Here is a 22,671-nt window from a genome sequence, read left to right as displayed (position 1 = left end):
CCGCCGTAGCCGGTGGTTCATCGCTGGCATTGGCCCGCCGTGATGGCGAAGGTTTTACGCCTCACACCGAGGAAGGCATGGAGGATTTACGCCACTCCAGTCGAGCATGACCTACCCGCGCACCCTGTCGCGGATGGACGAATGCCGTGTCGATACTGATTCTTCGGGGGCCGCACCCGGCCGCCGCGGTGAGTGCAGACGTGCTCGCCGCCCTGATGGCGCGCAGCTATGGCCTGGGCAAGACGCTGCTCGTGCAGACCTGTGCCAACGTGCGCGAGCTGGTGGAACGCTTGCGCGGAGCGGACGAGCGCACCACCGAGCTGGTGCTGCTCGATCCCGGTGAACTGGCGCTGCAACTGGACGCTGGATCCGACACGGGGTTGCGCGGCGCACTCGACGCACTGGCCGCGCCCTATATCGAGGTGCACGACGACAGTGCGACGGCGCTGGAGCCACGCCTGCAACCGCTGCACATGCCGTTGGCTACCGTGATCATCAATCGCAATCTGGCCGAGGGTTACCGGCTCGCGCTCGGGATTGCACTGCGCCGCCTGGGCAGGCAAGACACCGCCAGCCCGTGTGCTTAAAATTGGCGCCGGTGTGCAATGTTGGGTTGCCACGGCGCTTTGCGCGTGACCCATCCTGCAAAGCGTCCCGGTGCGCTGCGCTTACCCGCTACGTGAGCTGCGTGAGCCAACAAAAAGCCCCGCCGAAGCGGGGCTTGGTGATGTCGCGATAGACGCGGCTTATTCGCCCAGCGCTGCGTTCACGAACGGCGGCAGCACGGCCGCGCCCTGGTGCGTCTGCGCGGTGTAATAGAGGGTGTCGAACGCCTTGGCCTGCGCGTCGGCGGCGCGGAAGTCGAAGCCCTGACCCTTGCGCGCCAGCGTGCAGCTCCACCAGCCGGTCGGGTAGCACGGCTGCGGGAACGGCAGCGTCTGGAACGTGGTGAAGCCGGCTTTGCCCATCTCGGCGCGCATCTCCTTGATGAGGTCGAGCAGCATCAGTGGCGACTCGGATTGCTGCACGAGGATGCCGTCGTCCTTGAGCGCGCGGAAGCAGCTCTCGAAGAAGGCCTTGTTGAACAGGCCTTCGGCCGGACCGACCGGGTCGGTCGAGTCGACGATGACCACGTCGAGCGAGTTTGGCGCGATGTTTTGCATGTAGGCGATGCCGTCATCGAACAGCAGCGTCGCACGCGGATCATGGTTGGATTCGCACAGTTCCGGGAACCACTTCTCGGCCATGCGCGTGACCTGCTCGTCGATGTCGCACTGCACCGCGCTTTCCACGCCCGGGTGCTTGAGCACCTCGCGCAGCGTGCCGCAGTCACCGCCGCCGATGATGACGACGTTCTTCGGCGCGGCGTGGGTGAACAGCGCCGGGTGCGACATCATCTCGTGATAGAAGAAGTTGTCCTTGGTGGTCAGCATCATCGCGCCGTCGATGAGCATCAGGTTGCCCCAGTCGGTGCTCTCGAAGATCTCGATTTTCTGGAACGGCGACTGCACCTCGTCGAGCTTCTGGGTGATGCGGTAGCCGATGGCCGAGCCGGTCGGTTCGAAGTTCTCGTAATGCCAGGAGGTGTTGCTGCTCATGCCGGTTCGTCCCAGGGAGGTGGCCGCGTCCCGAAGCTGTCCGTCGTCGATGACAGACCGGGAGCTGGCGGGAGATTAGGGGGCGGCATTGTAGCGGACCGGCCGTGACGCGTCGGGTGGGGGCGAGGCGGACTACTCGGGGCGCGCGCCGAACTCTAGATGGCGGGGCGCCGGACCTGCGTGCCGAGATCGAGTGGCTGCGCGATCAGGCCGGCGAGCCGCCGCTGCAGGGCATCATCATCGACTCCAAAGCCGCGGCAGCGCCGGTTTACGGCGGCCGTTGACGGGCGCGACGAGCGCCGGGCCGGGGGGCGGTAGAATGCGCGTCCCCCACCTCCCCCGGTAGCCCGCCGATGTCCGACTGGTCGCTCGATCAGGCCCGCAAGACCTACTCGATCCCGCATTGGTCGGAAGGCTATTTCGACGTCAACGCGGCCGGGCAGATCGCGGTGCGCCCGCGCGGCGCGCAGGGCCCGGCGGTGTCGCTGCCGCAGGTGGTCGACGCCGCCCGCGCCAACGGCGCCAAGCTGCCGCTGCTGGTGCGCTTTCCCGACATCCTCGGCGACCGCCTGGGCAAGCTGCAGGCGGCGTTCGCCCAGGCCCAGGCCGATTGGGATTACGCCGGCGGCTACACCGCGGTCTACCCGATCAAGGTCAACCAGCACTTCGGCGTGGCCGGCACGCTGGCCTCGCACCACGGCGAGGGCTTCGGTCTGGAGGCCGGCAGCAAGCCCGAGCTGATGGCGGTGCTGGCGCTGTCGCGGCCCGGCGGCGTGATCGTCTGCAACGGCTACAAGGACCGCGAGTACATCCGCCTGGCGCTGATCGGCCGCAAGCTCGGCATGCAGACCTTCATCGTCATCGAGAAGCCGTCCGAGCTGGCACTGGTGATGGAAGAGGCGCGCGCGCTGGACGTGCAGCCGGGCCTGGGCGTGCGCATGCGCCTGGCCAGTCTCGGCGCCGGCAAGTGGCAGAACAGCGGCGGTGACAAGGCCAAGTTCGGCCTCAGCCCGCGCCAGGTGCTGGACCTGTGGAAGTCGTTGCGCGACACCGGCATGACCGATTGCCTGCAGCTGCTGCACTTCCACATGGGCTCGCAGATCTCCAACGTGCGCGACATCGCCAGCGGCATGCGCGAGGCGACGCGTTATTTCGTCGAGTTGTCCAAGCTCGGCGCCAACGTGCGCTACATGGACGTCGGTGGCGGCCTCGGCATCGACTACGAGGGCACGCGCTCGCGTGGCTACTGCTCGATCAACTACGGCGTGCACCAGTACGCCGGCACCATCGTGCAGCCGTTGGCCGAGGCCTGCGTCGAGCACGGCCTCGCCCCGCCGCGCATCATCACCGAGTGCGGCCGCGCCATGACCGCGCACCACGCGGTGCTGGTCGCCAACGTGTCCGAGGTCGAGGAGGCGCCGGAGGGCCGCATCCCCGACGTCCACGACGACGAACCGGCGGTGATCCGCCACCTGCGCGAGATCCACGCCGAGCTCGACGCGCGTCCGGCGGTCGAGCTGTTCCACGAGGCCCAGCATCACCACAGCGAGGGCCTGTCGCTGTACGCGCTGGGCCAGCTCGACCTGGTTCACCGCGCGCGCATTGACGACCTGTTCTACGCGATCGCGCACGAGGTGCGCGCGCGCCTGAGTTACGAGGAAAAGAGCCACCGCGAGCTGCTGGACGAGCTCAACGACCGCCTGGTCGACAAGTATTTCGTCAACTTCAGCGTGTTCGAGTCGATCCCCGACGTGTGGGCGATCGACCAGGTGTTTCCGATCGTGCCGATCGAGCGCCTCGACGAGGCGCCGCAACGCCGCGGCGTGATCGCCGACATGACCTGCGACTCCGACGGCACGGTCAAGACCTACGTCGAGAACGAGGGCCTGGACACCTCGCTGCCGCTGCACGCCGTGCAATCGGGGGAGAGCTACCGCATCGCCTTCTTCCTGGTCGGCGCGTACCAGGAAATCCTCGGCGACATCCACAACCTGTTCGGCGACACCGACGCGATCGAGGTGCGGGTCAACGGTGCTGCCGACGGCTACCAATTGACCCAGCAGCGCCGCGGCGACACCACCGACGTGATGCTCGACTACGTCGGCTACCGGCTTGCCGACCTGCGCGCGGCGTACCGCGACAAGGTCGCGGCGGCGCAGCTGCCGGCTGACGAAGCGGCGCGCCTGAACGCGGCGCTGGAGGCCGGCCTGACCGGCTACACCTACCTCGACGACGCGCCGTTGGCGTAAGCGGTCGGGCCCGAAGTCCGCGCGGATCGCGCGGGTTTGCCGCGATCGCCGCATCGGGCGGTGGATCGCGTTTCACGGTATGGGGCGGTGGCTGTTGCCGCCGACCGCATGCCTCCTAGCGGAAGACGAAGATGAAAGTTGGATTGATCGGCCTGGGCGCGATGGGCGCGCCGATGGCGCGTTACGTGCACGCCAAGGGGCTGCTGACCGCGGTCGGCAACCGCACTCAGAGCAAGGCCGATGCCCTGGCCGCGGAACTGGGAGTGCGCGCGGCGCGTTCGGCGGCGAACTTCGCCGACTGCGACGTCGTCGTGCTGTGCGTGTCGCTCGACGCCGACGTGCTCGAGAACGTGGCGGCGCTGGCCGACGTGCTCAAGCCCGGTGCGATCGTGGTTGACCATTCGACCGTGGCGGTCGAGACCGCGCGCCGCGCCGCGGCCATGCTGGCGGTGCACAACATCGCGTTCCTGGACGCGCCGGTGTCCGGCGGGGCCGAGGGCGCGCGCAACGGCAAGTTGTCGGTGATGGTCGGCGGCGACGCCGAAGTGCTCGCACGCGCGACGCCGGTGATCGACAGCTACGCCGCGCGCATCACCCACATGGGCGCCACCGGCGCCGGCCAGGCGACCAAGGCGGTCAACCAGGTGCTGGTCGCGGGCATCAACGAGGCGGTGTGCGAGGGCCTGGCGCTCGGCGAGAAGCTCGGCCTCGACCCGGACCGGCTGCTGCCGACGCTGCTGGCCGGCGCCGCCAGCAACTGGTTCCTCGACAAGCGCGGCGCGACCATGCTGCGCGACGAGTTCGCGCCCGGCTTCAAGTGCGTGCACATGCTCAAGGACCTGCGCATCGTGCAGGCGATCGCGCGTGACAGCGGCGTGCGGGCGACCACCATCGAACAGGCGCTGGCCGATTACGCCGAGCTGATCGAGCGCGGCCACGGTGAGGCGGATACCTCGGCGCTGATCACGCTCAAACGCGGCTGAGGCCTGCCGGTGCGGTCGCAGGCAGCCTGCGGCCGCACGAGCGGCGTCGGATTACCCCTGCGACGCGGCCATCGCCGGATGACGTCCGGCCCAACGCTCGCCGAGCCAGGCGCCGAGCCAGGCCAGGCCCAGCGTCAACACGATCGCCAGGGCGTTGTACTTCAGCAACGTCGGCAGCGTGACCGGCTCACCGGGCATCGGGCTGAGCGCGAGCACGAACAGGGTCATCAACCAGAGCACGGCCATCAGTGCCACCGCGATGGTGCGGAAGCGCCGGCGCGCGATGGCGGCGCCAACGGCCATCGCCGTCAACACGCCGAGCAGGTCGAACAGCGGCAGCTCGCCCAGCGGCGTCATCCACGCCTGGTTGAGGCGCGCAGCGAACAGGTGCGCGGCCAGGCCGAACAGCAACAGCGTGCCCAGTGCCCCGACGCAACCCCACAAAATGCGCTTGTCCATGCGTTCCCCTCGCAAGAGGCCGCGAGTCTAGCGTGAGGGAGCACGCCTGCGCGGTGACCGCGGTCGCGGCTTACTTCGTCACCCGCCGGTAGTCGCCGTCGAGGCCGGCCGACGGGCCGCCGCAGCCGGTGCCGGAGCCGCTGACGTTGATCAGGTCCGGGGCGAACATGAGCTTGAGCCGGCAATTGCCGGCGACAAAATCGGCGGCGCCGACGCGGGGGGCAATCTCGCCGGTGAGCGGGGCCGCGCCCGGTCGGGCCTGGCCGCGCAGGCTGTAACGGCCGCTGCCGAGCGCCGCGACGGTCAGCTCGGCCGCGGCGCCGGTGGACTCACGGCGGTAGGTGCCCGGCGCCACCAGCGCGGGCGGGGCGCTGGCGATGGCGCGGTCGAGTTGGCGCAGGCGTTCGCGGTAGGCCGATTGCAGGCAGCCGGCGGAGGTGCAGGCGTCGCGGCGGTCGTGCAGCCAGCGGTTCTGCTCCGTGCGCAGCAGGTCGGGGCTGTCGCTGGCAGCCAGTGCCTGTTCGTAGCGCTGGCCGAGCTGCTCGTCGAGCCGGCCCAGCGCCGGCTCGAAGCAGATCGCGCGTTCGGCCCAGGACACCGCCTTGGTGCAATCGAAGCCGGCAGCCTCGGCGGCGGCGGGGGCCAGCAGTGGGCACAACAGGAGCAAAGCGGGAAACACCTTCATCGTGGATTCTCCATGCGTCGGCGCGGTGCGCCTGGATGGTGGTTCCTCGACAGTCCCCTCGCTGCGAGTCGGTTGAGTTTAGGCAACGCTGACTAGATCAGCGTTTCAGATCAGCGTTGTCCTATTTGACCTTGATCGCCATCGCCGGCAGGCCGCCGCTGGCGAGCTTGCGCTTGGCCTCGGCGAGGTCGCTGGCGGTGCCGTAGGGGCCCATGCGCACGCGGTAAACGGTCTTGCCGCCGATGCTGGCGGCCTCGACCCGGGCGCCGAGGCCGAGCATCGCGATCCGCGCCTTCATCTCCTCGGCCTGACCCGAGGCCTGGAAGGCGCCGGCCTGCAGCAGGTAGCGCGTGCCGTCATCGGCCGGTGCTGCGGTGGCGGCCGCAGCGACGGTGGCGGCGGCCGGCGTGGTCGCCGCGGCGGTATCGACCGGTTTCGGCAGCGTCGTCGTGGGCGTGGTCTGCACCGGGGCCGACGGCGTGGCCGCGGCCGGCTTCGGTGACGGAGCCTGGCGCTGCGCCTCGGCGCGCTCGCTGGCGGCCAGCTCGGCGTCGCTCATCGGCACTTCCTTGCCCGGCAGCAGGGTGTAGAAGTCGTAGTCGGTGTCCTTGCCGGCTGCGGCGTCGGTCGCGGCCTTGGGCTTGGCGGGCGTTGCAGCCTCGCTCGTGTCGTTGGCCACCGCCTCGTCCTCGCTGGCCACGGCCGGTGCCGGCTCCGCGTCCGGGTTCGGCTGCGGACGGAAGAAACCGTCGCCGTTGGACTTGAGGTACTTCGGCGCGACCAGCACCACGACGATGGTGAGCACGATGCCCAGCACCATCCAGGCCCAGCCGGGCAGGCCGCTGCTGCTGCCGTTGTTGCGTCGCGCCTGCGACTTGCCACGCTTTGCCGCCACTTACATCACCTCGGGGGCGCTGACGCCCAGCAGTTCGAGACCATTGGCCAATACCTGTTTCGTCGCCATCGCCAGCACCAGGCGCGCGTTGCGCGTGGCGGCGGCGTCGACCAGGAACTGGTGGTCGTTGTAGTACGTCTGGAAGGTCTGTGCCAGCTCGAGCAGGTAGGCGGCGACCTGGTGCGGCTCGAGGTCGCGGCCGGCGCTCTCGACCACGTCCGGGTAGCGCAGCAGCGTCACCACCAGTTCGTGCGCGGCCTCGTCGCTGAGGTCGAGCGGCTGGGCCAGGCCATCGGCCTGGTCGTACGACAGCCCGCGCTCCTTCATCTGGCGCAGCAGGCCGCACATGCGCGCGTGCGAAACCTGCACGTAGTAGACCGGGTTGTCGAGCGACTGCGACCGCGCCAGGTCGATGTCGAAGGTCAGCTGCGAATCGGGCTTGCGCGCGACCAGGAACCAGCGCGTGGCGTCGCGGCCGGCCTCGTCGACCAGGTCGCGCAGGGTCAGGTAGCTGCCGGCGCGCTTGGACAGTTTCACTTCCTCGCCGCCGCGCATCACCGTGACCATCTGGTGCAGCACGTACTCCGGCCAGCCGTGCGGGATGCCCAGGTCGAGCGCCTGCAGGCCGGCGCGCACGCGGGCCAGCGAACCGTGGTGGTCGGCGCCCAGTTCGGTGATCGCGCGGGTGTAGCCGCGCTGCCACTTGCTCAGGTGGTAGGCGACGTCCGGCACGAAGTAGGTGTAGCTGCCGTCGGACTTGCGCATCACGCGGTCCTTGTCGTCGCCGAAGTCGGTGCTGCGCAGCCACAGCGCACCGCCTTCCTCGTAGGTGTGGCCGTGGGCGACCAGCTCGCGCACGGTCTCCTCGACCTTGCCGTCGTTGTAGAGCGAGCTTTCGAGGAAGTACACGTCGAAGCCGACGCCGTAGGCGGCGAGGTCGCCGTTCTGTTCGTTGCGCAGGTAGGCCACGGCGAAGCGACGGATTTTGTCGAGATCGTTCGCGTCGCGGTCGTCGGCGTTCTTCGCGCCGGTCACGACGTGGTCCTCGAACGCGACCGTGTCGCCGCGCAGGTAGGCCTGGGCGACATCGGCGATGTAGTCGCCGCGGTAGCCGTGCTCGGGCCAGCCGGCGTCGTCGGGCGTGATGCCCTGCGCGCGCGCCTGCACCGACAGCGCGAGGTTCTCGATCTGCACGCCGGCGTCGTTGTAGTAGAACTCGCGCGCCACGTCCCAGCCGTTGGCGTCGAGCACGCGCGCGATGCAGTCGCCGATCACCGCCGCGCGGCCGTGGCCGACGTGCAGCGGGCCGGTCGGGTTGGCCGAGACGTACTCGACGCCGGCGCGCTGGCCGCGGCCGCTGTCGTTGCGGCCGTAGCGCTCGCCCTGCGCGAACACGCCGCCGAGTTGGTGGCGCCAGGCGGACTCGGCAACATGGAAGTTGATGAAGCCCGGGCCGGCGATCTCGACCTTGCCGATATCGGCGTTGGTCGGCAGCGCATCGAGCAGCGCCTGCGCGATCGCGCGCGGGTTGGACTTGGATGGCTTGGCCAGCAGCATCGCCGCGTTGGTCGAGAAGTCGCCCTGCGCGCGCGACTTCGGGCGTTCGATCACGAACTCGGGCGTGGCAAGGTCGGCCGGGATCGTGCCGGCAGCGCGCAACGCATCGATGGCCTGCGCGACGAGCGCGCGGAGAGTGGCTTTCACGGAGTTTCTGCGGGTATTGCGGAAGCGGGGATTGTACGCGAGGGCAGGCGTGGCGCCGGTTGCCCTTGTAGGAGCGGCTTTGGCCGCGATTGGAAGTCGTCCGCGCGACCGGGCGTCCGGTCGCGGCTAAAGCCGCTCCCACGAAACCGTGCATCGCGCGCACGAGCTCACACCCAGCCCCGCGCCGCCAGCGACACCGGCGGGCCGTCGGCAATGACGAAATGGTCGAGCAGGCGCAGGTCGACCAGCGCCAACGCCTGCTTCAGGCGTGCGGTCACGGCGCGGTCGGCGGCGCTGGGCTCGGGATTTCCGCTCGGGTGGTTGTGGCCGACGATCACCGCCGCGGCGTTGTGCGCCAGCGCGCGCCGCACCACCTCGCGCGGGTGCACTTCGGCGCCGTCGATCGTGCCCTGGAACAGCTCCTCGAACGCCAGCGCGCGGTGGCGGCTGTCGAGGAACAGCGCGGCGAACACTTCGTGCGGACGCCCGCGCAGGCGCTGGGCGAAATAACGGCCTGCGGCCTGCGGGTCGCTGAGCGCGGCGCCGCGCTCCAGGTCGGCCGACAGCTGGCGTTGACCCAGTTCCAGCGCCGCGGCCAGGGCGCAGGCGCGCGCCGGGCCGAGCCCGGGCAGCGTGGCCAGCTGCGCCGGCGTGCGTTCGAGCAGGGCGCGCAAGGGGCCATGGCCTTGCAGCAGCTCGCGCGCGGTGGCGACCGCATCGCGGCCGCGCAGGCCGGAGCCGAGGAAGATCGCCAGCAGTTCCGCGTCCGACAGGGCGCCGGCGCCGCGCGCCAGCAGTTTCTCGCGCGGGCGTTCGGCAGCGGGCCAGTCGCGGATGTGCAGGGTTCGATGGGGCATGGCGGCGTCCTTGCCGGGGGAAGTAGTGGGTGGCCGGCATGGGCGCGGAGGGGAGGCCGCGCCGGGTTCATCGCCATCACGCGGGCCGGCCACCCACTGCGTGCATTGCACGCCCGGGGCGCAACCGCCGCCAGCGGCCGGCGCCGCGCCATCGGGTAAGCTAAACGTCGATTTCGCAGTAGGGATTTTCCTAAGAGCATGGCCGACGCCCGACCCTTGCGCGCACGCAGGATCCTGCTCTGCGTCTGCGGTGGCATTGCCGCCTACAAGGCCGCCGAACTGGTGCGGCGCCTGCGCGATGCCGGGGCCGAGGTGACCGTGGCGATGACCGACAACGCCCAGCACTTTGTCGGCACGCCGACCTTCCAGGCCGTGTCCGGGCGGCCGGTGCGGACCTCGCTGTGGGACGCGGCCGCCGAGGCGGCGATGGGGCACATCGAGCTGGCGCGCTGGGCCGACCAGGTGGTGGTCGCGCCGGCCACGGCCAACACCCTGGCCAAGCTCGCCCACGGCCTGGCCGACGACCTGGTCAGCACCCTGTGCCTGGCCACCACCGCGCCGATCACGGTGGCCCCGGCGATGAACCACCGCATGTGGCTGCATCCGGCCACGCAGGCCAACCTCGCCACGCTGCGCGCGCGCGGCGTCGAGGTGGTCGGGCCCAACGACGGCCCGTTGGCCGAGGGCGAGTCCGGCCCGGGCCGCATGAGCGAGCCGGCCGAGATTGTGGCGGCGCTGGCGCAGGCCCTCGCATGAGCGCCGCTGCCTCGCTGGCCGGCCGCCGCATCGTGGTCAGCGCCGGCCCGACCTTTGAAGACATCGACCCGGTGCGTTTCATCGGCAACCGCAGCAGCGGCAAGATGGGCTTTGCCGTCGCCCAGGCCGCGGCGCGGCGCGGCGCGCAGGTGCTGCTGGTGGCCGGGCCGGTGGCGCTGCCGACGCCGGACGGCGTCGAGCGCGTCGACGTGCGCTCGGCTGCGCAGATGCGCGACGCGGTGATGGCGGCGCTGCCCTGCGAGGTCTACATCGGCGCCGCCGCGGTCGCCGATTTCGCCCCGGCGCAGGTCGCCGGCAACAAGATCAAGAAGCAGGCCGGCCAGGACACGCTGACGCTGACGCTGCTGCGCACGCCCGACATCCTGGCCGAAGTGGCCGTGCATGCGTCGCGGCCGCGGCTGGTGGTCGGTTTTGCCGCCGAGACCGACCACGTCGAAGCCTACGCGCGCGGCAAGCTGGAGAAGAAGCGGCTCGACCTGATCGCCGCCAACCGCGTCGGCCTGGCCGGCAGCGGCTTTGAAAGCGACGACAACGCGCTGACCGTGTACGGCGTCGACGGCTTCGCACGCGCGCTGGGTCCGGCGCCGAAGACGCAGCTGGCCGATCTCCTGCTGGACCTCATCGCCGAGCGCCTCTGACCGCATGCACCACACCCTCGAAATCAAAGTCATCGACCCGCGCTTCGGCGACGAATGGCCGCTGCCGGCCTACGCCACCACCGCCAGTGCCGGCCTCGACCTGCGCGCCGCGCTCGACACGACGCTGCTGCTGCAGCCCGGTGACACCGCACTGGTGCCCTCGGGCCTGGCGATCCACCTCGGCGATCCGACCCTGTGCGCGGTGATCCTGCCGCGTTCCGGGCTCGGCCATAAGCACGGCATCGTGCTCGGCAACGGCACTGGCCTGATCGACGCCGATTACCAGGGGCCTTTGCTGATCAGCGTCTGGAATCGCGGCCGCGAGGCTTTTACGATGCAGCCCGGGGATCGCATCGCCCAACTCGTCATCCTGCCGATCGTGCGGGCGACGCTGCAGGTGGTCGACGAGTTTGAAACCAGCGCGCGTGGGGCCGGTGGCTTCGGCCACACCGGCGTGCGCTGACAGGGGGAAGGGTTCATGAAAAGTGTCGACAAGGAACAGCTGCAGGCCTCGGCCGCGCAGCTCAAGGCGCTGCTGCCGGTGATCATCGGCGTGTGCGCGCTGCTGGCGGCGTGGTTCGCCTGGAGCGGCTGGCAACTGCACAGCGACAACGCGCGCCGCGCCGCGATCACCCAGGTCCGAGACAGCGCGGTGCTGGCCGCGCAGCAGGGCATCGCGGCCGAGCGCAAGCGCATGACCGAACAACTGGCGGCGCCGGCGCTGCAGGCGGCACTGGCCGCTGGCGACCTGGCCGCGGCCGGGCAGCAGCTCGGCCAGGGCTGGCCGGGCGCGGCCGATGCCGCGGTGCTGGCACCGGACCTGAGCGTCGAGTACGCGGCGTTGCCCAAGAGCGGCTACGGCCGGCTCGCGGTACTCGAGGCCGCGCTGGCCGCCGACCAGCCGGTGGCCGCGATCGTCCGCCATGCCGGGGACTCGCAGTTCGCGCTGGCGGCGCCGGCGCGTCACGGCGATGCCGTGATCGGCGTGGCCTACGTGCGGCTGCCGCTGCAGAAGATCAGCGCCGGGATCGAGCAGGCCGCGATCGCCGACGACAGCTACCTGGCGCTGCGCCAGCGCGGTTTCAGCGCGGCCGAGCGCGGCGACAGCGCGCTCGCCAACGGTGCCGAGGCGCTGGCGGCCAAGGTGCCGGGCAGCGACCTGCGCATCGCCGCGGCGGTGCCGGACGTCGCCGGTGGCCCGTTCGGCCTGGATGCGCTGGGCTGCTTCATCGCGGCCGGCGTGTTCCTCCTGCTGACCTGGCTGGCCTGGCGCGCGCCGCGCTTCAAGCGCCGCGGCGGCGAGGAGGTCGCCGAGGAAGGCGAGGTTCAGACCTTGGCTGAGACCATGGAGCAGGTTCCTCTTCCAGTGAAAATCGCCCCCGTGATCGAAGCCAAGCCCACCGCCGCCTCCCAGTCCGTCGCGATCGATCGCGGCATCTTCCGCGCCTACGACATCCGCGGCGTGGTCGGGCAGTCGCTCGACGCCGGCGTGGCCGAGTTGATCGGCCACGCGATCGGCTCGCTGATGCACGAGCAGGGCTTGACCGAAATAGTGGTCGGCCGCGACGGCCGCCTGTCCGGACCGGCGCTGGTCGAGGGCCTGATCGCCGGCCTGCGCAAGGCCGGCCGCAACGTCATCGACATCGGCCTGGCGCCGACGCCGCTGGTCTACTTCGGCGCCTACCACCTGCGCGCCGGCTCGTGCGTGTCGGTCACCGGCAGCCACAACCCGCCCGACTACAACGGCTTCAAGATCGTGGTCGGCGGCGCGACCCTGTCCGGCGACGCCATCACCGACCTGTACGCGCGCATCGCCGACGACCGCCTGCACCTGGGCGACCTGGGCACCTTGACGCAGCGCGACATCTCCGAGGACTACGTCCAGCGCATCGCCTCCGACGTGCAGATCGACCGCCCGCTGCGGGTGGTGGTCGACGCCGGCAACGGCGTCGCCGGCGAAGTCGGCCCGCGCGTGCTGGCCGCGATCGGCGCCGAGGTCACGCCGCTGTACTGCGACATCGACGGCACCTTCCCCAACCACCACCCGGACCCGAGCGAGCCGCACAACCTCATCGACCTGATGAAGATGGTGCAGCGCCTGGAAGCCGACGTCGGCATCGCCTTCGACGGCGACGGCGACCGCCTCGGCGTGGTCACCCGCGACGGCCAGAACATCTTCCCGGACCGCCTGCTGATGCTGTTCGCGGCCGACGTGCTCGAGCGCAACCCGGGCGCGATGATCATCTACGACGTCAAGTGCACCGGCCGCCTGCCGGGTTACATCCTGCGCCACGGCGGCAGCCCGCTGATGTGGAAGACCGGGCACTCGCTGATCAAGGGCAAGATGCGCGAGACCGACGCCGAACTGGCTGGCGAGATGAGCGGCCACTTCTTCTTCAAGGAGCGCTGGTACGGCTTCGACGACGGCATCTACGCCGCCGCGCGCCTGCTCGAGATCCTGGCCGCGCAGCCGCGCAGCCCGAGCGAAACGCTGGCGGCGCTGCCCGACGGCGTGTCGACGCCGGAGATCAAGGTCGACGCGCCCGACGGCGACCCGCACAGTTTCGTCGAGCGCTTCCGCGACCAGGCCCGCTTCGAGGGCGCGCGCCTGTCGACCATCGACGGCCTGCGCGTTGACTTTGCCGACGGCTGGGGCCTGGTGCGTGCGTCCAATACCACGCCGGTGCTGGTGATGCGCTTCGACGCCGACAGCGCCGAGGCGCTGGCGCGGATCAAGGCCGACTTCCGGGCGCAGCTGCTGGCGATCAAGCCGGATCTGGTGCTGCCGTTCTGATTGGGATTAACGGCGGTCGCAGCTACGTTTTCCAGCTGCACGAGATCTACCAAGACCCGAAGGGCGGCGTGCATGGATGCACGCCGTTTTCCGACCGAGGCAGGATGCCGAGTCGGAAAATCCCCTCAGCACCTCGTTTATGGGGCTGATTTGTCGAGGAAAGCCCTTCCTTTGGGTTACTTTTCTTTGGGCCAGCAAAGAAAAGTGACCCGGCCGCGTTAGCGGACGGAAGCCCTTGCTTCAGGGTTTGATCTCTCGTACTTGCGCTCTGTCTGGAGGCAGAGAGACGGTGTGCAGCAGCTAATTCAGCTGCCTGCGGTGCTCGCCGGCTTCTTCAGCGCGTGATAACGCACCAGCGCCGCCGCCTGCGCCTCGTCGATGGCCTCGCGCTGCAGCTGTTGCTGGCCCAGCAGCGCCTGCTGGTGCAGCAGCTGATCGTGCTGGCCGCGGATGTTGTCGGCCATCGCCTTGGGCACCGGCTTGCTGGCCAGTTCGTTCTCGCCGGCGCGACTGAGCAGGCTGACCAGGCTCTGGCGGCGGCCCTCGACGCCCAGGCGCGAGGCCTTGACGGTCTCGTCCATCACCGCGATGCGCTCGGCGAAGGCGCGGCGCAGGTCGGCCTCGGTGGCGTAGGACTCGGCCATGGCGCGGTCGCGCAGGGCGGCGGCTTGGGCGGCAAGCGCAACCTGGCGCGCGGCCTGGGTCTGCGCGGCGGTGGCGGCACGTTCTTCGGCGGTGAGGGCGCGGTCGACCCGGGCGGTGGCCAGGCCGCTCTTGGCGTTGATCTCGGTGCGCGCGCTGTCGACGGCATGCGCCGGCAGCGCGTCGCCGCAGACCTTGCGGCCGTTCTCGTTCCAGCAATAGAGCTTCTTGGTCGCGGCCGGGCCCTTCTGCGCAGTCGCCGCGCCCGAAGCCGTGGCGACCAGCAGTGCGCAGGCCAGCAGTGAGAGGGTCTTGTTCATGTCGCGCCTTGCCTGCATTTCATCCCGATCCGGCAACAGCTGATGCAAAACTCGCGCCAGTACGGCCGACGGTGGTGTGCCGGCTCAGGCCGATGCGTCGCTGCCGTAGGCCGCGCGGTAGGCGAGCAGGCGTTCGCGCTGGTCCGCCAGTGCCGCGCTGTCGCCGGTGAAGGCGAGCAGGTCGGCGAGCGTGGCGACCGCGATCACCGGCAGGCCGTGGTCGCTTGCGACCGTTTGTGCCGCAGAGCGTCGGGTTGTGGCCGGCGCGCCGTCGCCACCGGCGGCTTCCTGGCGGTCGAGCGCGATCACGATGCCGGCGGCGCTGCCACCGGCGTCGGCGATGATGGCCAGCGCCTCGCGGATCGCGGTGCCGGCGGTGATCACGTCGTCGACGATCAGCACGCGGCGGCCGGCCAGCGGCGCACCGATCAGGCTGCCGCCCTCGCCGTGGGCCTTGGCCTCCTTGCGGTTGAACGCCAGCGGCAGGTCGCGGCCACGCCGCGCGTACTCGCAGGCCAGCGCGGTCGCCAGCGGGATGCCCTTGTAGGCCGGGCCGAACAACAGGTCGAACGCGACGCCGTGGGCATCGACCGCATCGGCGTAGCAGCCGGCCAGCTCGGCCAGCGCCGCGCCGGAGTCGAAGCGGCCGGCGTTGAAGAAGTACGGGCTCTGTCGCCCGGACTTGAGGGTGAAGTCGCCGAAACGCAGGGCGTCGGCGCGCAGGGCGAGTTGCAGGAAGCGGGTGCGGTGGTCGGTCATCGTTCCGGGTCGGGTGGGGCCTGCGGCTGCAGGTGATGGAGCATCAGGTGCTGCGGGCCGGCGCTGCCGCCGCGGTAGAGCTCGTCGGTGTCGACGAAGCCGGCCTTGCGGTAGGCGGCGAGGGCGGCGAGGTTGCTGCAGTTGACGGTCAGCACCAGCAACGCGCGGTCAGGGTGGCGCCGGCGCAGGTCGGCGCAGCAGGCGGCCATCGCCTGCGTGCCGTAGCCGCGGCCCTGCTGGCTCTGGTCGATCACGAACGCGCGCAGGCCGACGCTGGGTCGCTCGAACGCGCGCCCGGCGACCGCATTGGGGGCGAAGTCGAGGCGGTAGAAGCCGATCACGGCCCCGTCGGCCCACACCGCCATCGCCTCGCTCATCGGGTCGCGCAGGCTGTCACCGAGGTTGAAGGTGATATCGCCGACAAAACGGTACTGGTCCTGCGCCACGCGCAGGCCGCGCACCGCGCGCACGCTGGCATCGTCCTCGATGCGGGCGACATGGACGGTGGCGGTGACGGCGGACATGGCCGGCATGATAGGCCACCGCGTCCGGGCTATGATCGCCCGCACACCGTCGTGGAGTGCGCATGCGCATCATCAGCTTCAACGCCAACGGCCTGCGCTCGGCGGCCACCAAGGGGTTTTTCGACTGGTTCCGCGCGCAGGACGCCGACGTGCTGTGCGTGCAGGAGACCAAGGCGCAGGAGCACCAGCTCGGTGACGCCGCGTTCCGACCGGATGGCTACAAGGCCTGGTTCAAGGACGCCAGCACCAAGAAAGGCTACAGCGGCGTGGCGATCTACAGCCGCCGCGAGCCCGACGAGGTGCGCGCCGCGCTGGGCTGGGCGCCGTTCGATGACGAGGGCCGCTACATCGAGGCGCGCTTCGGCAACCTCAGCGTGGTCTCGTTCTACATCCCGTCCGGCTCCTCGGGCGAGTTGCGCCAAGGCTTCAAATTCGAGGTCATGGACTGGCTCAAGCCGCGTCTGGACGAATGGCTGGCCAGCGGCCGCGACTACGTGCTGTGCGGCGACTGGAACATCGTGCGCAGTGCGCTCGACATCAAGAACTGGAAGTCGAACCAGAAGAACTCCGGCTGCCTGCCGCCCGAGCGCGACTGGCTCAACGGGTTGTGCATCGATGACAGCGGCTGGGTCGACACCTACCGCGCGCTGCACGTCGACGGCCAGGACTACACCTGGTGGAGCAATCGTGGCGCCGCGCGCGCCAACAACGTCGGCTGGCGCATCGACTATCAGCTGGCGACACCGTCGCTGCGCGAGCGCCTGAAGGCCTGTGCGATCGCGCGTGACCCGCGCTTCTCCGACCACGCCCCCTTCACCGTTGACTATGACCTCTGAGGTCGCCACCCCGGCCGCACCCGCCGAGCCCGCGCGCTCCGGCTGGCGTCAGGTGCTGGCCAATCTGCGCCAGCCCAAGGTGCTGGTGATGCTGCTGCTGGGCTTCAGCTCGGGCATTCCGCTCTACCTGGTCGGCAACACCCTCGGTTTCTGGATGCGCGAGAACGGCATCGAGCTGTCGACGATTGGTTTTCTGTCGTGGGTCGGGCTGGCGTATTCGCTGAAGTTCCTGTGGGCGCCGCTGATCGACAAGTGTGATGCGCCGCTGCTGGGCCGCTGGCTCGGCCGGCGCCGTGGCTGGATGCTGCTGTCGCAACTGGTGGTGGCCGCGGCCCTGATCGGCATGGCGCTGGTGCAGCCGCGCGAGGGCCAGCTGGTGCTGGCGGGCGTCGTGCTCGACCAGCTCGTCGTGTTCGGCGTGCTGGCGCTGGTGGTGGCGTTCGCCTCGTCGACCCAGGACATCGTCATCGACGCCTGGCGCATCGAAAGCGCCGACAGCAACGAGCAGCAGGGGCTGCTCACCTCGACCGCGGCGCTGGGCTACCGCGGCGCGCTGCTGGTCACCGATGCGCTGATCCTGATTCTGGCCGCGCAAGCCGGCTGGTCGCTGTCGTACCAGGTGATGGCGGCGCTGATGGGCGTGGGCGTGCTCGCCGTGCTGCTGGCGCGCGAGCCGTCGGCGAGCGTGCAGGCCGCGGCCCAGCCGCATCCGGCGCTGTTCACGCCGCAGGGGTTGTTCGATGCGGTGGTCGGGCCGTTCGTCGCGTTCTTCCGCCAGCACGGCAGTTGGGCGCTGCTGATGCTGCTGACGATCAGCCTGTACCGCCTGCCCGATTTCGTGATGGGGCCGATGGCCAACCCGTTCTACGCCGACCTGGGCATCGCCAAGGAAACCGTCGGCGCGGTGCGCGGTTCGTTCGGACTGGTCGCGACGATCGTCGGCATTGCCGCCGCCGGCCTGTGCGCGGTCCGGTTCGGCTTCATCCCGACGCTGCTGGCCGGCGCGGTGCTCGGTCCGGGTTCGAACCTGGCCTTCGCCTACCTCGCCCTGCACGGCGCCGACGCCGGCGTGTTCACCGCGGCGATGGCGATCGACAACGTCTGCAACGGTTTCGCCGGTGTGGCGCTGGTCGGCTACATGTCGAGCCTGACCAACATCGGCTACACCGCCACCCAGTACGCCTTGCTCAGCTCGTTCTACGCGTTGCTGGGCAAGCTGCTGAAGGGTCTGTCCGGGGTCGCGGTCGAACAACTGGAAGTGGGTCGCAGCTTGCTCGAGGCCTATTCGCTATTCTTCGTCGGCACGGCGCTGGTCGGCGTTCCCGCCCTGTTGCTGTGCTTGCTGCTGGCGGTACGCAAACCCGCCGATCGAACAAGTATCCCCCGTACTTGATCACGGAAGAACTGGCATGACCGACATCATCCTGCACGACCTTGCCCCGGTACTGCTGGACCGCATCAAGCGCGTGGCGACCACGCGCGGCTGGAGCCTGCAGGAAACGCTGATGCACCTGCTCGAGCACGGCCTGTTCGCCTGCGAGGCCGAGCTGGTGGGGCGTTTCAGCGACACCGACGCCGACGCGTTGCAGGCGGCAATCTCCGCGCTCGAGGGCGTTCCCAGCGACCCGGGCTTCTCGCTGATCGGCCGCATCGAGACGCCGGCAGCCACGCAGCCGCCGGCCTGGGAATACCCCGAGCCCAGCCCGGTCGACCTCGACCTGCTGGCCGCGGTCGGACAGGGGCGCACCGACTAGTTTCAGGCGGCCGCATAGACCGCACCGAGCACGCGCGGACCGCGCGCGCCGGTGACGCTGGGCAGGTTGCCGGGCAGGCCGGCCAGGGTCTGCCGCGCCAGCCAGGCGAAACCCATCGCTTCGACGAAATCCGGGTCGACGCCGTACCGCGCAGTCGATTCCAGCACCGTCTCCGGCCACTGCGCGGCAATGCGTTCGAGCAGGCGTGCGTTGCGCACGCCGCCACCGCAGGCCAGCACGCGCCGCGTCTGCGGCTGCTGCGCGCGCAAGGCGTCGGCGACGGTGACTGCGCTGAGTTCGAGCAGGGTCGCCTGCACGTCCGCGGGCGCCTCGCCGCCGCGCAGGCGCGCCTGCAGCCAGTCGAGGTGGAACTGCTCGCGGCCGGTGCTCTTCGGCGGCGGCAGCACGAACCAGGGCTCGTCGAGCAATCGCGCCAGCAGTTCGGCATCGAGCCGGCCCTGTGCCGCGAACGCGCCGTCGGCGTCGAACGCCCGGCCGGTGTGGCGCAGGCACCAGGCGTCCATCAGGCAGTTGGCCGGGCCGGTGTCGAAGCCGCGCACCGCACCCGTCGCCGGCAGCAGGGTGACGTTGGCGATGCCGCCGAGGTTGAGCACCGCCCGGTCCTCGGCGGCGCTGTGCAGCAGCGTGGCGTGCAGCGCCGGCAGCAGCGGCGCGCCGTGGCCACCGGCAGCGACGTCGCGGCGGCGGAAATCGGCGACTGTCGCTATCCCGCTGCGCTCGGCGATGACGTTGCCGTCGCCGAGCTGCCAGGTGAAGGGGTGCTGGCCGTCGTGGCGCGCGCCGTCGGGGCGGTGGCGCACGGTCTGGCCGTGCGAGCCGATCGCGCGCACCTGCGCCGGTGCGACGCCGGCTTCGTCGAGCAGTTGCCGCGTCGCCTCGGCGAAGGCCTCGGCCACCTGCACGTCGAGCGTGCCCAGTTCCTCCAGCGAACGCGCATCGCCGCCCTGGCCGAGCTCGACCAGGCGCGTGCGCAGTGCGTCCTGCCAGGGGTAGGTGCGGCCCAGCAGCAACTCGCACTGCGGGGCGACGGCGACGCCGGCGTCGTCGAAACGCACCAGCGCGGCGTCGATGCCGTCGGCGCTGGTGCCGGAGATCAGGCCGACGAACAGCCCCGCATCAGGCGCGGCCACGTCCGGCTCAGGCCTTGCTCTTGTTGGCCGTGGTCTTGGGCTTCTTGGCGCCGTTCGGGGCCGGCGGCGGAGCGTCGACGTCGGCGTAGATGATGTTCTCGACCTTCTGGATCCGCGCCAGCGCCACGCTGGTCTGGGCACGGAACTGCGTCAGCGCGGCGCCCGACAGCGGCTCCGGCGGCGGCATGGTGATCGACAGCGGGTTGCGGTGCACGCCGTTGACGCGGAATTCGTAGTGCAGGTGCGGCCCGGTCGACATGCCGGTGCTGCCGACGTAGCCGATCACCGTACCCTGGCCGATGCGCTGGCCGGCGCGGATCTTGCCGATGCGCGACATGTGGCCGTACAGGGTGGTGTAGCCGCGGCCGTGGTCGAGCACCACCGCGTTGCCGTAGCCGCCCTGCCAGCCGGCCGATTTCACCCGTGCATCGCCGGCGGCCATGATCGGCGTGCCGGTACGCGCGGCGTAGTCGACGCCCTTGTGCATGCGCGTGCGGCCCAGCACCGGGTGCCGGCGGGTGCCGAAGTTCGAGGTCAGCCGCGCGTACGGGATCGGCATGCGGATGAAGCTCTTCTTCAGCGGGCGGCCGTCGCCGGTGAAGTACTCGGCCTTGCCGGCGCGCTCGAAGCGGAAGCCGGTGTGCAGCTTGCCGTCGGTGGTGAAGGTCGCCGCCAGCACCGGGCCGGTGCGCAGCAGCTCGCCTTCGCGCCAGATCTGCTCGACCACCACGCTGAAGCGGTCGTTGGCGCCGACGTCCTCGTTGAAGTCGATGTCGTACTTGAAGATCTCGTCGGTCAACGTGTTGATGTTGTTGCCGGACAGGCCGAGCTTGCGCGCCGAGCGGAACAGCGACTTGCCGACCTTGCCGCTGATCACCACGGTGCGGGTCTCGGTCGGACGCACGATCACCTTCTGCGTGATCGTGTCACCGGCCAGGCTGACCTCGATGCGGTGGCTGTCGTCGCGGTCGTAGCGGAACGTGCGCAGCTCGCCGTTGACGGGCAGGTCGAAGGCGAGCTCGGTGCCGGGCTTGAGGCGGGTCAGCGCCTTCTTGTCGTCGGACTGGTCGAGGATGCGGTGCAGGGTCGAGGCCGGCAGGTCGAGCTGCTCGAACACCGCGCCCAGGGTCTGCCCGCGCTGCACGCGCACGATCTGCCAGCTGTCGCCCTGGCTGCCCTTGAGGCGGGTCAGCGGCAGCGGCGGCAGCGCCAGCGCCATCGAGTGGCGCGGCGCGTGTGCGGGTTGCGGGTGGGCGCCGGAAGCGGAGAACCCGGGCACGATCGCGGCCACCAGCATGCCGAGTGTGGCGAACAGGCTCGCGTGCGCCCACTGCCGGCGCGACCAGCGGCCGGTGAATCCGTCGGTGAGATGTCGAGCCAGCACCGGTCGGTGCAGAGCGGCTTCACGCAGGGCCTTGAGGCGTTCGCGCCGGTCTGAACCGGAATCCGATGCTGTCATGTAGATAATCCCTGCGCGCAGGTGTGAAGGCCACGTAGCGGCGTTACCATAGAGACGCGAGCAGTGTGCGTCAAACCCTTGAGCTGAATAGGGTTTTTCATCTCGCGTCGCAGCAATTAGGTTTAACTTCGATTTAACTCCATTCCATGACTGTGATCGCATTCGTGCGGTCACTCCGCGCCGCGAGTCCGACCTTTGTCCGCCCAGACCCCCGCCTCCGTCCAAGAAGCCCTCGACCTGATCGGCCGCGGCGCCGACGAAATCCTCAAGCGCGACGAACTGGAGGCCCGGCTCGGCGCGTCCATGAAAGCCGGCGGCCGTCCGCTGCGCATCAAGGCCGGTTTCGACCCGACCGCCCCCGACCTGCACCTGGGTCACACCGTCCTGCTCAACAAGATGCGGCAGTTCCAGGACCTCGGCCACCAGGTGATCTTCCTGGTCGGCGACTTCACCGGAATGATCGGCGACCCCAGCGGCAAGAACATCACCCGCAAGCCGCTCACCCGCGAGGACGTGCTGGCCAATGCCGAAACCTACTCCGAGCAGGTGTTCAAGGTGCTCGACCAGGCGCGTACCGAGGTCCGCTTCAACTCCGAGTGGTTTGGGCAGATGGGCGCGGCGGACATGATCCGGCTTGCCGCCCAGCACACCGTGGCGCGCATGCTCGAGCGCGACGACTTCGCCAAGCGCTACGCCGCCCAGCAGTCGATCGCGATCCACGAGTTCCTGTATCCGCTCGTGCAGGGTTACGACTCGGTGGCGCTGAAGGCCGACGTCGAGCTCGGCGGCACCGACCAGAAATTCAACCTGCTGATGGGCCGCGGCCTGCAGGAGCACCATGGCCAACCGCCGCAGATCGTGCTGACCATGCCGCTGCTCGAGGGCCTGGACGGCGTCAACAAGATGTCCAAGTCGCTGGGCAACTACATCGGCATCAACGAGCCGGCGATCGACATCGTCACCAAGACCATGAAGATCGACGACACACTGATGTGGCGCTGGATCGAGCTGCTCAGCTTCGAGATCTCGTTGAGCGAGGTCGTCGCGCTCAAGCGCGACATCGCCAGCGGCCAGCTCAATCCGCGCGACCTCAAGCTGCGCCTGGCGCGCGAGCTGGCCGCGCGTTTCCACGGTGGCGCCGCCGCCGAGCAGGCACTCGCCGGTTGGAACGCCGCGGTGCGCGGCGAGGGCGATACCGCGTCATTGCCACTGGTGGATGTCGTCGTGCCGGCCGAGGGTCTGCGCATCGCCGCGTTGTTGACCGCGGCAGGACTGACGCCAAGCAATTCCGAAGCCAATCGCAAGCTCAAGGAGCATGCGGTGCGCATCGACAGCGAGATCATCGAGGACGCGCAGCGGGTGTTTGCGCCGGGTTTTGAAGGGGTTCTTGCAGTCGGCAAGCGCACGTTCGCACGCGTGCGCCTGGTGGTTGGCTGAGCGGTTTCGAAAATAACGACAAATAAATCGATCAACCCCTTTTCAAATCAATTGTGCGTGTGCACAATGCGCGCCCCGCCGAGGTGAAGTTGACCGAAGCGGGGCGCGGTTGAAGCGGCGATTTCGAAGGCGGTTGACGGTTTCGAAAGG

At 69.8% G+C, this 22,671-nt stretch carries 20 protein-coding genes and 1 pseudogene; 10 read left to right on the top strand and 11 right to left on the bottom strand.

All coding sequences use genetic code 11. The features are described 5' to 3' along the window. The first annotated feature begins 146 nt into the window (after positions 1-146). Positions 147-587 carry a hypothetical protein gene (locus tag ACFOLC_RS15445; protein WP_386760158.1) on the top strand — a complete coding sequence of 147 codons (441 nt, stop codon included), beginning with the start codon at positions 147-149 and terminating at the stop codon, positions 585-587. A 159-nt stretch (positions 588-746) separates the two neighbouring features. On the opposite strand, the gene speE is transcribed toward ACFOLC_RS15445, so the two are convergent. Beyond that, on the bottom strand, positions 747-1,598 hold the full coding sequence (gene speE, locus ACFOLC_RS15440; RefSeq protein ID WP_386760157.1) for a polyamine aminopropyltransferase: 852 nt from the start codon (positions 1,596-1,598) through the stop codon (positions 747-749). A gap of 353 nt (positions 1,599-1,951) precedes the next feature. Between speE and speA the strand changes: the two genes are divergently transcribed. Continuing rightward, positions 1,952-3,847 (top strand): arginine decarboxylase, encoded by a 1,896-nt coding sequence (gene speA / locus ACFOLC_RS15435; protein WP_386760156.1) that lies wholly within the window; start codon positions 1,952-1,954, stop codon positions 3,845-3,847. A gap of 131 nt (positions 3,848-3,978) precedes the next feature. Further along, on the top strand, positions 3,979-4,830 hold the full coding sequence (locus ACFOLC_RS15430) for an NAD(P)-dependent oxidoreductase (protein WP_386760155.1): 852 nt from the start codon (positions 3,979-3,981) through the stop codon (positions 4,828-4,830). A 51-nt stretch (positions 4,831-4,881) separates the two neighbouring features. Here the strand turns inward: ACFOLC_RS15430 and ACFOLC_RS15425 are convergent, their stop codons facing one another. The 5 genes from ACFOLC_RS15425 to radC all read right to left on the bottom strand — a co-directional run bounded on the left by ACFOLC_RS15425 (position 4,882) and on the right by radC (position 9,415). After that, the gene (locus ACFOLC_RS15425; RefSeq protein WP_386760154.1) at positions 4,882-5,289 is read right to left on the bottom strand and encodes a hypothetical protein; all 408 of its coding nucleotides are present in this window, start codon (positions 5,287-5,289) and stop codon (positions 4,882-4,884) included. A gap of 70 nt (positions 5,290-5,359) precedes the next feature. Continuing rightward, a complete protein-coding gene (locus ACFOLC_RS15420) occupies positions 5,360-5,974 on the bottom strand; it encodes a lysozyme inhibitor LprI family protein (RefSeq protein ID WP_386760153.1) in 615 nt (204 codons plus the stop codon). Positions 5,975-6,095: 121 nt separating this feature from the next. Beyond that, a complete protein-coding gene (locus tag ACFOLC_RS15415; protein WP_386760152.1) occupies positions 6,096-6,869 on the bottom strand; it encodes an SPOR domain-containing protein in 774 nt (257 codons plus the stop codon). After that, positions 6,870-8,573: an arginine--tRNA ligase gene (gene argS, locus ACFOLC_RS15410; protein ID WP_386760151.1), complete on the bottom strand. Its 1,704-nt coding sequence runs from the start codon at positions 8,571-8,573 to the stop codon at positions 6,870-6,872. Between the two features lie 167 nt (positions 8,574-8,740). Further along, positions 8,741-9,415 (bottom strand): RadC family protein, encoded by a 675-nt coding sequence (gene radC / locus ACFOLC_RS15405; protein ID WP_449284302.1) that lies wholly within the window; start codon positions 9,413-9,415, stop codon positions 8,741-8,743. Between the two features lie 213 nt (positions 9,416-9,628). Between radC and coaBC the strand changes: the two are divergent. The 3 genes and pseudogenes from coaBC to ACFOLC_RS15390 all read left to right on the top strand — a co-directional run bounded on the left by coaBC (position 9,629) and on the right by ACFOLC_RS15390 (position 13,639). Continuing rightward, positions 9,629-10,845: pseudogene (gene coaBC / locus ACFOLC_RS15400) on the top strand (bifunctional phosphopantothenoylcysteine decarboxylase/phosphopantothenate--cysteine ligase CoaBC). 4 nt (positions 10,846-10,849) lie between these two features. Continuing rightward, positions 10,850-11,308, top strand: coding sequence for a dUTP diphosphatase (gene dut / locus ACFOLC_RS15395; RefSeq protein WP_386760149.1), 459 nt, complete (start codon positions 10,850-10,852; stop codon positions 11,306-11,308). Between the two features lie 15 nt (positions 11,309-11,323). Next, entirely contained in the window at positions 11,324-13,639 is a 2,316-nt protein-coding gene (locus ACFOLC_RS15390) for a phosphomannomutase/phosphoglucomutase (protein ID WP_386760148.1), read from the top strand. Positions 13,640-13,944: 305 nt separating this feature from the next. On the opposite strand, the gene ACFOLC_RS15385 is transcribed toward ACFOLC_RS15390, so the two are convergent. The 3 genes from ACFOLC_RS15385 to ACFOLC_RS15375 all read right to left on the bottom strand — a co-directional run bounded on the left by ACFOLC_RS15385 (position 13,945) and on the right by ACFOLC_RS15375 (position 15,884). After that, positions 13,945-14,601 carry a hypothetical protein gene (locus ACFOLC_RS15385; RefSeq protein ID WP_386760147.1) on the bottom strand — a complete coding sequence of 219 codons (657 nt, stop codon included), beginning with the start codon at positions 14,599-14,601 and terminating at the stop codon, positions 13,945-13,947. Between the two features lie 84 nt (positions 14,602-14,685). Next, positions 14,686-15,360, bottom strand: a complete 675-nt coding sequence (gene pyrE, locus ACFOLC_RS15380) for an orotate phosphoribosyltransferase (RefSeq protein ID WP_386760146.1) — start codon at positions 15,358-15,360, stop codon at positions 14,686-14,688. Continuing rightward, positions 15,357-15,884: a GNAT family N-acetyltransferase gene (locus ACFOLC_RS15375; protein WP_386760145.1), complete on the bottom strand. Its 528-nt coding sequence runs from the start codon at positions 15,882-15,884 to the stop codon at positions 15,357-15,359. Before ACFOLC_RS15375 ends, pyrE begins: the two co-directional genes overlap by 4 nt. A 62-nt stretch (positions 15,885-15,946) precedes the next feature. Between ACFOLC_RS15375 and ACFOLC_RS15370 the strand changes: the two genes are divergently transcribed. Genes ACFOLC_RS15370 through ACFOLC_RS15360 form a run of 3 tightly spaced genes read left to right on the top strand, consistent with a single transcriptional unit; the run spans position 15,947 to position 18,474 of the window. Continuing rightward, positions 15,947-16,720, top strand: coding sequence for an exodeoxyribonuclease III (locus ACFOLC_RS15370; protein WP_386760144.1), 774 nt, complete (start codon positions 15,947-15,949; stop codon positions 16,718-16,720). Beyond that, a complete protein-coding gene (locus ACFOLC_RS15365; protein ID WP_386760143.1) occupies positions 16,710-18,113 on the top strand; it encodes an AmpG family muropeptide MFS transporter in 1,404 nt (467 codons plus the stop codon). Before ACFOLC_RS15370 ends, ACFOLC_RS15365 begins: the two co-directional genes overlap by 11 nt. Before the next feature lie 16 nt (positions 18,114-18,129). Further along, positions 18,130-18,474 carry a hypothetical protein gene (locus ACFOLC_RS15360; protein WP_386760142.1) on the top strand — a complete coding sequence of 115 codons (345 nt, stop codon included), beginning with the start codon at positions 18,130-18,132 and terminating at the stop codon, positions 18,472-18,474. Positions 18,475-18,476: 2 nt separating this feature from the next. Here the strand turns inward: ACFOLC_RS15360 and ACFOLC_RS15355 are convergent, their stop codons facing one another. Continuing rightward, positions 18,477-19,625, bottom strand: a complete 1,149-nt coding sequence (locus ACFOLC_RS15355; protein WP_386760141.1) for an anhydro-N-acetylmuramic acid kinase — start codon at positions 19,623-19,625, stop codon at positions 18,477-18,479. Between the two features lie 7 nt (positions 19,626-19,632). Next, the gene (locus tag ACFOLC_RS15350) at positions 19,633-21,084 is read right to left on the bottom strand and encodes a M23 family metallopeptidase (protein WP_386760140.1); all 1,452 of its coding nucleotides are present in this window, start codon (positions 21,082-21,084) and stop codon (positions 19,633-19,635) included. Between the two features lie 195 nt (positions 21,085-21,279). Between ACFOLC_RS15350 and tyrS the strand changes: the two genes are divergently transcribed. Continuing rightward, positions 21,280-22,521: a tyrosine--tRNA ligase gene (gene tyrS / locus ACFOLC_RS15345; RefSeq protein ID WP_386760139.1), complete on the top strand. Its 1,242-nt coding sequence runs from the start codon at positions 21,280-21,282 to the stop codon at positions 22,519-22,521. Positions 22,522-22,671 lie beyond the last annotated feature (150 nt).

It is taken from the genome of Lysobacter cavernae (genome assembly GCF_042648505.1).
Classification (GTDB): domain Bacteria; phylum Pseudomonadota; class Gammaproteobacteria; order Xanthomonadales; family Xanthomonadaceae; genus Lysobacter_L; species Lysobacter_L cavernae.
This window is presented reverse-complemented; position numbering and strand designations above follow the sequence as displayed.

Coding starts and splice junctions, on each gene's coding strand:
- ACFOLC_RS15430 (WP_386760155.1), top strand. CDS start 3,979: ATGAAAGTTGGATTGATCGGCCTGGGCGCGATGGGCGCGCCGATGGCG.
- ACFOLC_RS15385 (WP_386760147.1), bottom strand. CDS start 14,601: ATGAACAAGACCCTCTCACTGCTGGCCTGCGCACTGCTGGTCGCCACG.
- ACFOLC_RS15375 (WP_386760145.1), bottom strand. CDS start 15,884: ATGTCCGCCGTCACCGCCACCGTCCATGTCGCCCGCATCGAGGACGAT.
- speE (WP_386760157.1), bottom strand. CDS start 1,598: ATGAGCAGCAACACCTCCTGGCATTACGAGAACTTCGAACCGACCGGC.
- speA (WP_386760156.1), top strand. CDS start 1,952: ATGTCCGACTGGTCGCTCGATCAGGCCCGCAAGACCTACTCGATCCCG.
- ACFOLC_RS15370 (WP_386760144.1), top strand. CDS start 15,947: ATGCGCATCATCAGCTTCAACGCCAACGGCCTGCGCTCGGCGGCCACC.
- ACFOLC_RS15420 (WP_386760153.1), bottom strand. CDS start 5,974: ATGAAGGTGTTTCCCGCTTTGCTCCTGTTGTGCCCACTGCTGGCCCCC.
- ACFOLC_RS15360 (WP_386760142.1), top strand. CDS start 18,130: ATGACCGACATCATCCTGCACGACCTTGCCCCGGTACTGCTGGACCGC.
- ACFOLC_RS15350 (WP_386760140.1), bottom strand. CDS start 21,084: ATGACAGCATCGGATTCCGGTTCAGACCGGCGCGAACGCCTCAAGGCC.
- ACFOLC_RS15365 (WP_386760143.1), top strand. CDS start 16,710: ATGACCTCTGAGGTCGCCACCCCGGCCGCACCCGCCGAGCCCGCGCGC.
- ACFOLC_RS15390 (WP_386760148.1), top strand. CDS start 11,324: ATGAAAAGTGTCGACAAGGAACAGCTGCAGGCCTCGGCCGCGCAGCTC.
- ACFOLC_RS15425 (WP_386760154.1), bottom strand. CDS start 5,289: ATGGACAAGCGCATTTTGTGGGGTTGCGTCGGGGCACTGGGCACGCTG.
- pyrE (WP_386760146.1), bottom strand. CDS start 15,360: ATGACCGACCACCGCACCCGCTTCCTGCAACTCGCCCTGCGCGCCGAC.
- dut (WP_386760149.1), top strand. CDS start 10,850: ATGCACCACACCCTCGAAATCAAAGTCATCGACCCGCGCTTCGGCGAC.